Genomic DNA, 12,128 nt, shown 5'->3' on the forward strand with positions numbered 1-12,128 from the left:
AAACTTCGACCACAGTTCCGACGGGCGCTGAGCTTCGCGCCGATGATTGTCGGAGGTCCGCCTCCGACCCATCGCTGCCATTCGGCTTGTTGCGCCTTGCTTCTGTCTCTTCAGTCCGCGGCCATTGCTGGTCGTCGCCCGCCCATCCAAGCCAATGCCACGTTTCGTTGTTCCGTGTTGTTCCAGATCGCTTGACGGCAATCAGAATCAGGCATAGAGTATTTTTCAGGTACAACATGGAACAACAAGGGGCGAAGGCTATGGGCTACACCGCATCTCTATCGACCACTCCCGGCCGCCCGGGTTTCAGCATCAGCTTCCGGCATCCTCTGAAGCTCGACTCTAAGGGCAAGCCCGGCTTGAAGATGCGGCGCGGCCTGGGTACCAACGAAAAGGCCAAGGCTGAAGCCTTGGTCGCCCAGATGAACCTGCTGCTCCAAGATGAGATCTGGTGGACGGCGGCGAAGCATCATGAGGCCCTCCATGCCTTTGACCAGCGCATCGTCGATGCCTTCTATGACGGTATCCAAGCCGGCGTTGCCGATTCCTTTGAAACCCGCAACAGCGTCATCCCCCTGCCGGGCAGGGAGGAGGGCTATGCAAGGACGCTGTTCGTCGGCACGACGGGCGCGGGCAAAACTTCGTTGCTGCGGCACCTGATCGGCTCGGACCCTGAGTTGGATCGCTTCCCGTCCACTTCCACGGCCAAAACCACTGTTTCGGACATTGAGGTGATCCCGGCCGCTGGCGAGTTCCGGGCGGCGGTGACATTCTTCTCCGAGAACGTCATCCAGGCAAACGTTGAAGACTGCGTGCTCAACGCTTGTGCCGCCGTGTGGGACAAGCTGCCCGAGGACAAGGTGGCGGATCGTTTTCTGCATCACCCGGACCAGCGCTTTAGGCTGAGCTATCTGCTGGGTTCATGGGGCAAGAACTTGGCCGCCGAGCCTGCCGGCGACGACTGGGATTTCGGCGAACCCGACACGGCGGCCACGGCTGCGGCGAGCAGTGACGAAGCCGTTTCCAGCGCTGACGCCGAAGCCCAGCAGGCCCGGCTGGTCGACTATGTTGGCCGCATCACGAGCTTGGCCGCGGCGAAGGCGGAGGCCATCACCAAGGAGCTGCTCCCCGATCCGCACTCGGCGAACGCCGAAGATCGCGAGGCGGCCCTTGAAATCTTCCAAAGCGAGCTGTTTGCCGACGAGCAGTTCCACGACATCGTCCATGACGTGATCGACGAAGCACTGCAGCGCTTCGATGCCATGCAGAGCGGCGAGCGAACCTACCGCAGCGCCAGCTCGCGATGGCCGCTCATGTGGACGTACAGTACAAATGATCGGACTGAGTTCCTCAAGCAGGTGCGCTGGTTCTCGAGCAACTTCGCGCCGTCATTCGGGAAGCTGCTAACGCCGCTGGTCGACGGGATCCGTGTCATGGGTCCTCTGTTTCCGACTTTCACGGACCATCAGGCCAAGGTCGTGTTGCTGGATGGCCAAGGACTCGGTCACACGCCGGACTCGTCAACGAGCGTGACGACGCACATCACGCGGCGCTTCTCGGAAGTCGATGCCATCCTGCTGGTAGACAACGCCGAGCAGCCCGTGCAGGCGGCAGCCCAATCGGTTCTTCGCGCTGTCGCCTCTAGCGGCAATTACAACAAGTTGTTGCTGGCATTCACACACTTTGACCAGGTCAAGGGTCTCAACCTCCCAACCTTCGCCGACAAGCGTTCGCATGTCCTGGGCTCTGTTCACAACTACCTTTCAAAGCTCAAGGAAGTGCTGAACCCCCCCATTGTGGCGGCGATGGAACGGACGATCGACGACCAGAGCTTCATGCTGGGTGCGCTCGATGGCCCGAGCACGAAGCTCCCGCCGGGCGTGAAGGCGCAGCTCAACAATTTGGTTGCGTGCATCGAGAAGCTGGTCGAGCCGTTGCCGGCACCGGATGCCAAGCCGCACTACGACGCCTCCGGGCTCGGCTTTGCTGTCCAGCGCGCAGCCGACAGTTTCCAGAAGGCGTGGGCGGCACGTTTGGGCTTGGCGATCGGTGCCACGCTGCCAGCCGAGCACTGGACCCGCATCAAGGCGCTCAATCGGAAGATTTCGAACGAGACCGGGATCGAGTACGACTCGCTGCGACCCGTTGCCGATCTCGTTGGTCGCATCATCGAAGAGGTTGCGAACTTCCTTGATAACCCAATCGGCTGGTCCCGGCCGCCGGTCGACGCCCATGAAGCTCAGCAGGCCATCGCGCCGATTCGCCAGATTGTATTCAGGCATTTGCATGAGCTTGCACTGAAACGGCTGGTCGATGAACATCTGACGGAGTGGCGCCGTGGCCTGGAGCACAAAGGCAAGGGCTCAGCGTCGCGTCGCGCCATTGATATCCGTGGGATCTATGAACTGGCGGCGCCAATCCCTGGCACTGTCAACACATCGTCGGCGATTGAGTTCATGCGCGGGGTCCGAGAGCTTGTTCGTGCCGCCGTGGTTGAAAATGGCGGCGTCATGCAGCCATGAATGCGGGCAAATGGCCAGCTCGCAACTGATGCGAGCTGGGCGTTGCGCTCCATCTGCCTCTCTCAACTCTTTCCCGCCGTATTGGCACGTACGTTGAGCCTCCAGCGGATGTCACCTTCATTCGCCTTGTGTTGATGATGGTTCTGTGGAGGGAATGGGTCTCGCTGGTTGGCCGCAACTTCTCGTCGGCATCCCGGGCAACGATAGATGCCGGACACCGGAACCCTCTCGCCCGGGCCGTAAACATCCTTCCAATGCGCCTGCGTGGGATCGCCTTCGCCAACGACCGAAGTGCTGATCGTCCAGGACATCGTCTTCCCCTTTGTCTTTGGGACTGACTAGCGTTGGGGATTGAGAACTTGCGCAGAGGAGGCGTCCTCCTCTGCGCACGGGCTGTCATCACGACAGTCGGGCCGTCCAGTCGTGACGGCCTAGATTGGCCTGGGGTCTAGCCAATCCACAGGGGACCTGATGTCGTTACCCGACCGCCGATTCAGAGCACTGCTGAGCGCCATCGGCAATCAGCCAATCATCCATGCGCCGCAGCCTGGGATCACGGGATCGCAGTGCCGCCAGATCGGCTTGATATCCGGCGGTCCCGAACCAGGCGAACATGCGCCGCACCTCAATGGGCAGCGCGAGTAGCAGTACGCGGGGAACCGGAACCGGCAGACCTACCCATCGACGTTGTCGCTTGAACGCTTTGACGATCTGCGCATAGGTGAGTTCATCGCCTGCCAGTTCCTCGGTCCGGCCGATATGGGCCTCGGGGTGTGCAAAGGCGTTGGCGACCCAGCGTCCAATGTCCTGCGTCGCCACCATCTGCAGTGCCGTGTTCGCTGGCAGGTAGCTGCGCAACATCGCCAATACGATCCAGCGCATTGAGGGCTTGGCGAAGTTATCCATGAAGAACGTGGGTCGAACGATGCTGGCCGGCAGGCCAATGGCCCTGATGTATTCCTCTACGCGCCATTTGCTCTCAAAGTGAGCAATGCCAGAACCACGCTCCGCACCGCCCACCGAGCTGTAGATGAAGTGCTTCACCCCGGCAAAGCGTGCGGCCTCGGCCACATCAATGCCACGCGCGGTCTCGATGTCCCCGCCGCGGTCAGTGCCCTGGACCGAGAACACGCCGTAGGCCCCGGCCATGGCGTGCTGCAGCGAATCCAGGTCATCCATGTCTGCCCGCACGACCTCCATGCCGGCAACGCTGAGCAGGCGCGCAGCGTGGGAGGCCGGATCCCGGCTCAGCGCACGAACCTGCCAACGACCATCGGTCACCAGGGCCTGGGCCACCGCGCCGCCCTGCTGGCCCGTGGCCCCCAGGACGACGATCGTGCGCCTTGTCGTTGAGCTTTCCATGGATCCGTCCGCCTTCGTCATGCCACGGGGATGAGGGGGCGCAAGGCGTCGATCAGTGTCGTGGTGCCATAGCGCATCTCGCCGACGTTGGGCTCGGCGTCCACCTGTCCTCGGTTGTGGGCGTCGTAGAGATCCACCAGCAGGGTGGCGGTGCTGGGGCTGGCGATCTTCTCCAACGTCTCCTGCCATGCTGGGCGAGGCAGCTCGACGGCTGCAATCGGCTTGCCGACCAGCGCGCCCAGCGCCATGGCGACGTCATTGGCGCTGTAGCGGCGCGGACCTTCGGCCTGGACCAGTTGCTCGCCTTCGGTGAGGTTGGGCCGGCGCAACAGGTCGGCCGAGATGATGCCCAGATCGTGCGCCGAGATCGTGGGGAACCTGGCGGTGAGCGGATGGTGCAGGCTTGGCAGTGTCCCGGTGGCGATGGCCACGGGAATCAACGGTGCCCACCCTTCCATGTGCTCGGCTGAGCGCAGGATCACGCGGGGGATCGGCAATTCCTGCAAGCGGGCCTCGAAGTTGCGAAAGACACTGGGCATGCCGATGTCTTCTTCGACATGCGCGCCGTAGTCGGAGATGGCCACCACCAACTGCGGCTGAGCCCGACTCAGTGCCTCAATCAGGCTGTTGATGGAGGTGTGCATGTCATCCACGATGTCCTGCGCCGTGGGAATGGGCGGGACGATGATCTGCACGGCGGTGGCCCCGGTGATGGCCTGTGTCAGCGCGTCGGGGTACTGCAAGTCAGCCTGCACGATCTCACAGCCGATAGCCTGCAGTGGACCGGCCTTGGCGACGTCGCGCACGATCGCGCGAACCGGATGACCCGCCTGACGCAACACCATGGCGGTGGACGTACCCACCTTGCCGGCGGCACCTACGATTGCAAACATGCTTCTTGGTTCCTAAGTATGGGCCAGCGACTATCGCCAGCACCGGTGGCGGCCGTCGCGCAGGATCGGACCGGCCTTGGCAACAACGGACAGCGCGTCAGGCCTCGGTGTAGAGGCCAGTGGGCGCCGAGCGAGCAAAGCCGGCGGTGTCGAAGTAGTCGCGCCAGCTGGCGATCTTGTTGCCGTTGATCTCAAACACACCCAAGGCTTTGATCGAGGACACGATGGTCCCGTCTGCCTTGCAGAAATGGTCCATGCGCTCGACGTACACCCGGTTGCCCGCGCCGGCCAGCGACACGTCCTCGATCCTCATGTGATCGAATCTCACCGGGAAGGCCTTGGCAAAGGCGATGGCCTGGTCCCGACCCACGGTGCGCGAGACGCCCACGTTCTCCCAGACGGTGTTCTCGTCGAAGTAGGCGTCGAAGGAGCGCCAGAACTGCTCGGCGGTCGGGCCTACCGAATCGAAGTACTCACGTACCAGGGCAATGGCGCCCTGGGTCTGATCATCGCGTGCATCAATGGACATGGGTCTCTCCTGCGGAAGGGGGAGACCACAGGGTGGATGCCACCTGAGGCGGCGTCGCGCAGGATCAGACGCGCCGTTGCAGCTTCGGACCGAAAGAGGTCAGCCGGGCGATGTCACTGGGGGCTTGGCCGGTGATGCGACGCATGGTCGAGGCCATATGGCTCTGGTGGGAGAAGCCGGCGGCTACCGCCACCTCACTCGCTGGCATGGCCGTGGTGGTCAGCAACGCCTTGGCATAGTCGACCCGGCGCCGGATCACGTACTGATGGACCGGGATGCCTGTGCTGTTGCGAAACAGCGTCTTCAGGCGGGTGCCGCTGATGCCGACGGCATCGGCCAAGTCCGACAGGTAGAGCTTGCGATCCAGGTTGGTTTCAATGAACTCGGTCAGCAGCTTGAGCTGGCGATCAGAGAACTTCTGGGTGCGCCCGGTATTGGGCGCAGGCTGTCGGTCAATCGTCTCGATCAGGCGCACGGCCAAGGCATTGGCCAGCAGATCCACGTAAAGAGGATCCGAGGGGGTTTCGGCCTCAAGGTCTGCCTTGATTGCCCAGCCAATGGTCTCGATGCGGGTATCACGCATCTGGAAGCGAGGTAGCAGCTCGGCGGCCCGGTCATCCACCCCCAACTCGCCCGCCACCTCAGTCAGCAGCCTGGGGTCCAGGCTCAGCTGCAGCACATGGACGTCGGCCTCGTCCTCCCAGGTGCCATCCATCCCGGCGGGAACGATATCGATATCCCCCGACTTCTGTACGCGGCGCGCACGGCGTCCATCGCACGCACAGCGGGCATTGACCGGTGGGCCTACGTGCATGCCCAAGCGATGAACATCCGCGCTCGGGGCATGAGAAAGACCCTTTGGAAAGCGCATGAGATGCGCCTCCATACGCGACCAGCTCCTATCGGCGCTGGTGAGCAGTACTTCGGGAATGGCCAATGATGCCAGGCTAGTCATGGATCCGATCTCAGGCAGGCAGACAACGCTACTCCCCGGAACGCCGGACAACAACCAACGCCGAGATTGCCGCGGACAGTTACTGTCCTATATCGAGAGCGTCCGACTTCGAGCCTGGACGGACATTAACCTCCTCTCGTAACAAGGGACTCATTCCCATCCTGTCGGCGCCACCAGACCCATATGCCGTTAACGTTGAGGCATTATGGCGTTAGCCACGGTGGGGGAGGGCGCGATGCAGGATATTGTTTTCATCAACATTGGGTGGATGGTCGAGTACCGAGGAGACATCGGGCGTGACCCGATTCGGGGCGGCCACGGTTACATTCGCAAGAACGGTGAGGGTCATGAGGCTTTCAACTTCAAGCCTAAGCGCGGCCTGTACTATGGCTACGTTCCGGGTCGCAACAACATTCGCATCCGAAACTTCGCTCACCACACACGTGACCTCGCAACGGGCATAACCGTAGTTTGGGTGGCACGTCATCCGGAAAACGGGCGTTATGTGATCGTGGGCTGGTACCGCGATGCAACAATCTTCAAGTTACCCCAAGCCAGCGCTTGGCGGCTGGGATCAGAGCACATCTTCTGCCAGATCACTGCCCCGGAGGCAGGCTCAAAGCTTGTCCCGCGCGAGCTGCGTACCTTTCCGTCACCTGATTTGCCGCAGATCGGCTTTGGGCGAAGTGTCATCTACTACGGAAATGACGAGCTCAATCCTGTCGTTCGCAAGTTCATCGACTCTGATGGGACATGGCAGGGGGCGACGCGTAAGAAGCGCAAGGAAAGCAAAAGAGCTGGCGGTGGAAGGCAGGCTGATTTGGCGGAGCGCCGCCGAATTGAGAAGGCAGCGATCGCCCATGCGACTGCTTACTACCGGACGGCCATGCGTGATCGCACCTGCGTCACGTCCGTCGAGCACCTAGCGCGAGGCTGGGACTTGGAAGTACGCCAACGTAGCGGGGAAATTCTATATATCGAGGTGAAAGGCACGTCTGGCCGGCATCCCGCTGCGGAACTGACTCCCAACGAGTACGAACAGGTGAACTGCGCCGAGATTCGGTCGCATTACGTGATCTACATCGTGACGGAAGCGGGTACCGCAAGCGAGAAAGCCCATATCTTTCGGTACAAGGAGGCGGCGGAGCTGGTGCCATGCTGGTCTACTGACGACAACCGCATATTGAGTTTCAAAGACTGCGTTGCTGCGCGCATAAGTGCTCCCCATCTCGCAAGCTAGATGGGGCCCAGAACGATCTCGATACTGGTGACTTCGCGCGCTGCGTAGATTGCGTTGAAGATGAGCGGTGTCCAAGTTTATCGAATGCTGACGTGCTCCGGCGTCTTTCAGGTGCAGTGCATCGCGGCTTTGATTCTTGCCTACATTGCGCCGTTCACGACCCAAGACCCGCGACGCGCGGGCTAGCTACCTTGTCTTAGCTTTGATTCTTGGCGCTCGACTTTTTCCGAGCAGAGCCGTGCACAGGTCTGCATCAGCGCTAGCCTCAGTGTATCGACTTTCCGGACTAGCGAAACCGGCTTCCGTCAGCTTGTTTGTCGGCCCTGGCGACCCTAATATCAAGCTGGGAAGGCCCGCCATTAGGGGGGGGCTAAGTAAGTTGTCAGCGGGATCTGTTCGACTATTGCGTAGCTACGCAAACTGGAGAAACTTGATGCATTTGTTTGATGAAGGACGAAAGCCTTTTCTTGAATTTCTTCGCAACCTAACGCCACAGATTGCGATTCTCTCATTGGCATTCTTCATCAGCACTCGACTTAACTTCAGGGAGTGGGATCTATCCAACTGGGGGGTGACACTGTTCTTCTTCGCTCTGTTGGCCACTGCGGTACTAAGTATCGTCGCAAACTCAATTAATTTCGGCCTAGAATTTTGCACTAGCCTTGACGAACTGGATAAAGCTGTGAAGGAGAGATTGGGTGAGGTCCAAGCCAGTTCGTCATGCAGCATAGAGGCATGCAAAGATTGTGGAGCTCAGTTAACTGATGCAACGGCAGAGCCTAATCGAACAGCACTGGGAAAGAGAATCATCGTTACATTTATAGAAGCATGGAAGATCAGATGGACGCTGCTATTGCAGATGATGTTCGCGTCGGGATTTATCACGTTGTTGATGCTGATTGTTCTTGTGGGTGGGGTTTTTACAGGTGCACGGCTCATTGATTAGCCTCAATTAGCATGCAATATCTTCAGTGGGTCGCACCTCTGTGCCAATAAGATAGCGCTTCGTCAGAACTGAAATAGGTCGGGGATCAATAGGGCTCTCAGAGGAATTTCGTATGTCTGTTCGGAGACTGTTGCCATATCTTCTCTTTGCAATCGCATTCACTATCACTGCAGTTGCGGCCCTTCATGCTGTAAATGTTTACCGCTTGAGCTCATGGAGTACAAAGCTTGAGTTTGTGGGGACCATCGTTGTTATGCTGCTGTCCGGTTTGGGTGCACTATTTGCATTGGTCTTCAATAGAGTCATGGATGTTGGCGCGCGTGAGCATGAGGCGACGCTCAAGGATAGGAGCGCAATGATAGAGAGCACGCATGAAGTTCTTGCTAACGTTGTTTCCGGATATGTGAGCGAGCAATTTAGAGAGGCGGTTGAGACGAGGCTTCGAGAATTCGGGGCGGCGGTGGATTCTGCGACTCACTTCGCGGAGCTTGAGTATCAAGAAGACTTTAGAAAGCGAGAGCGTCGCGACAAGGCTCTAGTTGAGCTTTCAGGGGCTTTGCTCAAGACTACAAGAGCGTTCCGGGCTCTCACCACATTTCGGCTCGCAGCCGAAGACTCAACGGAGTCTCTCGTCAATGTTCTTGCGCAGGCGTTGGCGGCACGTGAAAAGTTTCTATCGGCAAGAGAAGAGCTACTGATCATCCGTGCCGTACGCTTAGAGCACCTTGACTTGCTTCGCGACTACGCCGCTCTGCTTACTGACATAATCCTCGATCTTCGCCGTAGGGTGGCTTCGCCTGGCAGTGATGATTCTGTCCGGAACGATGAGGCCTCGTACATCGAGCTAATGAGGCATTATCGAGAGAAGCTAATTGAGCTCGATAGTGAAATCGGGAAGCGACTATCAGTTTTTCTTGCCCCTAAGCATCGGGAGCCGATTAGTCCGGTACTTCCTCGCACCGATCGCAAAGCCTAGACATTTGTCCAGAGCTAGACCTGTTCGTTGCACTACTCTCAGTTCGCCTAGTCGTCTATATCCACTTCTTGCAGGGAAATTTCCGGCTCTCTAGACGGTATCAGGCCGCTCGGGAGTTGAGTTGCTGGTCAACTCCCATTTGCTTGCATGCATCCAGATAGTCAGCCCAAGCCTGCATCATCTTTTTCCGCTCGGGAAGGTGCTTCGCAAGGTTATAGATCGCTCGTACACCCTGGCCCTTGTGGGCAAGTTGGCGCTCGATCGCGTCGGGGTTGAATCCAAGCTCATTGAGCAGAGTGGAAGCCATGTGGCGGAAGCCGTGCCCGACAATAGTGTCGCCATCGTAGCCAAGGTTTCTCAAGGCCGCATTTACGGTATTTTCCGACATACAGCGCTTGGGGTCGCGGACACCGGGGAAGACGTATTCCCTGTGGCCGGTGAGTGGCTGTAGGTCTCGGAGGATGGCTACGGCCTGCTCAGCAAGCGGTACCACATGCGGCTCGGCGCTCGGGTTCTCTTTTTCTGCCTTGGGCAGCTTCCTGCGGGCGGGAGGGATAACCCAGCGCGCGCCATCGGGATGATCCAGGTCGAACTCAGCCCAGCGAGCGCCGCGCAGTTCGCCCGGACGAACGAAGGTCATCGGCGCCAACTTCAGTGCGGCCGCCGTTACGGCCTCGCCACGATATCCATCCATGGCTCGCAAAAGTCCCCCCACCAGCTTCGGGTCCGTAATGGTTGGAAAGCTGCGCTTCCTGCGGGAAGGTAGGGCAGCACCCAAGTCCGCAGCCGGATTGCGTTCGGCGCGCTCGGTAGCCACCGCGTATCTAAATACGCTGCTTATGGCCGCCATGACCCGGTGAGCTTGCTCATGATGACTGCGCTCAACCATGCGGGCGAGTAAGGGGCGAAGATCGGACACGCCTACTTCCGCGATCGGTTTCTTGCCGATCCAGGGGAAGACATGGCCTTCAAGACGCATCTGCTGCTTGACATGGTGGCTGTTGGTCCAGCCATGAGCCTTTATGGCCAACCATTCGCGTGAGATGACCTCAAAGCTGTTACCTGCTCGCTCGATCCCAGCCGACTGCTCTGCCTTTCGGTGTTCGCCAGGATCGATCCCCTTGGCGAGTTGCTTGCGCGCCAGATCCCGCTCACTGCGCGCCTCGGCGAGGCTTGTATCGGGATAGGTCCCCAGGCTGAGAGTATTTCGCTTTCCGGAGACCGGACGGCGGTAGTCCAGCCGCCACCAGCGCGCGCCATCGGGCCTGAGAATCAGGTAAAGACCGCCGCCATCGCGCAACTTAAGCGGCTTCTGTTCAGGTTTCGTTTTGCGAATCGCGGTGTCGGTCAGAGGCATGCCGAAAGGGCCTTGGCGGTAACAGTTTTGGCGGTAGGTCGCTTACCGTCAAAGTTACCGCCCCTTACCGCCGGCTTGCAATGGATTCCCTCGGACTACATCGGGCATAAAAAAGGCCGGAAGCCTTGGTTTTACTGGGCTTTCCGGCCTTCGTTGGACTTGCTTGTACTACCGCGTGGTGGCTATGGGTGGACTCGAACCACCGACCCCAGCATTATGAGTGCTGTGCTCTAACCGGCTGAGCTACATAGCCGCGTGAACCGCGTATTCTTCATTTCGACCCCCTGCCTGTCAAGCCGGGGCGCCGCGCTTGTCGCCTGCGGCGGGGCGTGGCAGAGTCGGGCACAGTAGATTTATGGAGTCCGCATCGTGATCGATCCGGACGGCTACCGACCCAACGTCGGCATCGTGTTGATGCGGCCGGACGGCCGGGTGTTCTGGGCGCGACGCGTGCGCCGGGATGGCTGGCAGTTCCCGCAAGGCGGCATGAACACGGACGAGACACCGGTCGAGGCCATGTACCGCGAGTTGCGCGAAGAAACCGGCCTGTTGCCCGAACATGTGGAAGTTCTGGGCGTCACGCCCGGGTGGCTTCGCTATCGTCTGCCCCCCCGCGCCATCCGGCGCAACGAACGCCAGGTCTGCATCGGCCAGAAACAGGTGTGGTTCCTGCTGCGTCTGGTCGGCGACGAAGCCCACGTCCGCCTGGACCTGACCGAGAGCCCGGAATTCGACCACTGGCGCTGGGTGGATTTCTGGTATCCGCTCGAGCACGTGGTCATGTTCAAGCGCCGCGTGTACGCCAGCGCGCTGGGGCACCTGGCCTCGTTTGCCCGCGGCGTCGCGGGCCCGCAGGCGATCCCGCCACAGCTGCCCGACCCCCGGGCTTCGGTGGAAGGATCCCGCTGGCGTGGTCGTGACCGGCCGGCACGTAAACGGGGTGGTACCGGTGAGCCTGCCAAGAATTGACAATCATTCTCATCTTGGGTGAAATGGTGGCGGGCCATCCCGTGCCCGCCGCACTGCCACCGCCACCGTGTACGTCTGCATCTGCAACGGCGTGACCGACCGCCAGATACGTGAAGCCGCCACCGCGGGATGCACCACCGTGGCCGAGCTGACCATGCGTACGGGCGCGGGCGCCAACTGCGGCAGCTGCCTGGACATGGCGATGGACGTGCTTCAGGCCGCGCAACCCGCATCGCGCGAGCCGCTGTTCCCCATCCTGACGCTCTCGCACGCAGCCTGACGTCCACGCGACCGCCCGTCGGCGGTGCGGCATCCTTCCAGAATGATCACGATTCGCGTTCCGTCACGGCGCGCGTGCACGGGCTAACCTTTGCCGTCC

11 protein-coding genes and 1 tRNA gene are annotated in these 12,128 nt (G+C 60.2%); 6 read left to right on the plus strand and 6 right to left on the minus strand.

The annotated features are described in order from the left end of the window. Window positions 1-236 precede the first annotated feature (236 nt). Entirely contained in the window at window positions 237-2,522 is a 2,286-nt protein-coding gene (locus AC3DET_RS12630; protein WP_488391858.1) for a hypothetical protein, read from the plus strand. A gap of 477 nt (window positions 2,523-2,999) precedes the next feature. Here the strand turns inward: AC3DET_RS12630 and AC3DET_RS12635 are convergent, their stop codons facing one another. The 4 genes from AC3DET_RS12635 to AC3DET_RS12650 all read right to left on the minus strand — a co-directional run bounded on the left by AC3DET_RS12635 (window position 3,000) and on the right by AC3DET_RS12650 (window position 6,261). Next, complete coding sequence (locus AC3DET_RS12635) at window positions 3,000-3,884, minus strand: NmrA/HSCARG family protein (RefSeq protein ID WP_488391859.1); 885 nt, start codon at window positions 3,882-3,884, stop codon at window positions 3,000-3,002. Window positions 3,885-3,901: 17 nt separating this feature from the next. Further along, on the minus strand, window positions 3,902-4,777 hold the full coding sequence (locus AC3DET_RS12640; RefSeq protein WP_488391860.1) for an NmrA family NAD(P)-binding protein: 876 nt from the start codon (window positions 4,775-4,777) through the stop codon (window positions 3,902-3,904). A gap of 97 nt (window positions 4,778-4,874) precedes the next feature. Then, window positions 4,875-5,306, minus strand: a complete 432-nt coding sequence (locus tag AC3DET_RS12645) for a limonene-1,2-epoxide hydrolase family protein (protein WP_488391861.1) — start codon at window positions 5,304-5,306, stop codon at window positions 4,875-4,877. Window positions 5,307-5,370: 64 nt separating this feature from the next. Next, window positions 5,371-6,261 (minus strand): helix-turn-helix transcriptional regulator, encoded by an 891-nt coding sequence (locus tag AC3DET_RS12650; RefSeq protein WP_488391862.1) that lies wholly within the window; start codon window positions 6,259-6,261, stop codon window positions 5,371-5,373. Window positions 6,262-6,496: 235 nt separating this feature from the next. Between AC3DET_RS12650 and AC3DET_RS12655 the strand changes: the two genes are divergently transcribed. From AC3DET_RS12655 to AC3DET_RS12665, 3 genes are all read left to right on the plus strand, one after another. Continuing rightward, complete coding sequence (locus AC3DET_RS12655) at window positions 6,497-7,501, plus strand: protein NO VEIN domain-containing protein (protein ID WP_488391863.1); 1,005 nt, start codon at window positions 6,497-6,499, stop codon at window positions 7,499-7,501. Between the two features lie 433 nt (window positions 7,502-7,934). Further along, window positions 7,935-8,447, plus strand: coding sequence for a hypothetical protein (locus tag AC3DET_RS12660; protein WP_488391864.1), 513 nt, complete (start codon window positions 7,935-7,937; stop codon window positions 8,445-8,447). Window positions 8,448-8,577: 130 nt separating this feature from the next. Beyond that, window positions 8,578-9,423, plus strand: a complete 846-nt coding sequence (locus AC3DET_RS12665) for a hypothetical protein (protein WP_488391865.1) — start codon at window positions 8,578-8,580, stop codon at window positions 9,421-9,423. Window positions 9,424-9,523: 100 nt separating this feature from the next. Here AC3DET_RS12665 and AC3DET_RS12670 read toward each other — a convergent pair whose 3' ends face one another. Then, complete coding sequence (locus AC3DET_RS12670) at window positions 9,524-10,780, minus strand: tyrosine-type recombinase/integrase (RefSeq protein ID WP_488391866.1); 1,257 nt, start codon at window positions 10,778-10,780, stop codon at window positions 9,524-9,526. Window positions 10,781-10,956: 176 nt separating this feature from the next. Next, a tRNA-Met gene (locus tag AC3DET_RS12675) sits at window positions 10,957-11,033 on the minus strand. A gap of 116 nt (window positions 11,034-11,149) precedes the next feature. Between AC3DET_RS12675 and AC3DET_RS12680 the strand changes: the two genes are divergently transcribed. Beyond that, window positions 11,150-11,749, plus strand: coding sequence for an RNA pyrophosphohydrolase (locus AC3DET_RS12680; protein WP_337731772.1), 600 nt, complete (start codon window positions 11,150-11,152; stop codon window positions 11,747-11,749). Window positions 11,750-11,816: 67 nt separating this feature from the next. Further along, window positions 11,817-12,029 carry a (2Fe-2S)-binding protein gene (locus tag AC3DET_RS12685; protein WP_337731771.1) on the plus strand — a complete coding sequence of 71 codons (213 nt, stop codon included), beginning with the start codon at window positions 11,817-11,819 and terminating at the stop codon, window positions 12,027-12,029. Window positions 12,030-12,128 lie beyond the last annotated feature (99 nt).

This window comes from Pseudoxanthomonas sp. 97-1-1 (assembly GCF_057773125.1).

Bases quoted from the DNA above. Each gene is read 5' to 3' on its own strand.
- AC3DET_RS12655 (WP_488391863.1), top strand. From the start codon at position 6,497: ATGCAGGATATTGTTTTCATCAACATTGGGTGGATGGTCGAGTACCGA.
- AC3DET_RS12640 (WP_488391860.1), bottom strand. From the start codon at position 4,777: ATGTTTGCAATCGTAGGTGCCGCCGGCAAGGTGGGTACGTCCACCGCC.
- AC3DET_RS12635 (WP_488391859.1), bottom strand. From the start codon at position 3,884: ATGGAAAGCTCAACGACAAGGCGCACGATCGTCGTCCTGGGGGCCACG.
- AC3DET_RS12670 (WP_488391866.1), bottom strand. From the start codon at position 10,780: ATGCCTCTGACCGACACCGCGATTCGCAAAACGAAACCTGAACAGAAG.
- AC3DET_RS12630 (WP_488391858.1), top strand. From the start codon at position 237: ATGGAACAACAAGGGGCGAAGGCTATGGGCTACACCGCATCTCTATCG.
- AC3DET_RS12660 (WP_488391864.1), top strand. From the start codon at position 7,935: ATGCATTTGTTTGATGAAGGACGAAAGCCTTTTCTTGAATTTCTTCGC.
- AC3DET_RS12645 (WP_488391861.1), bottom strand. From the start codon at position 5,306: ATGTCCATTGATGCACGCGATGATCAGACCCAGGGCGCCATTGCCCTG.
- AC3DET_RS12650 (WP_488391862.1), bottom strand. From the start codon at position 6,261: ATGACTAGCCTGGCATCATTGGCCATTCCCGAAGTACTGCTCACCAGC.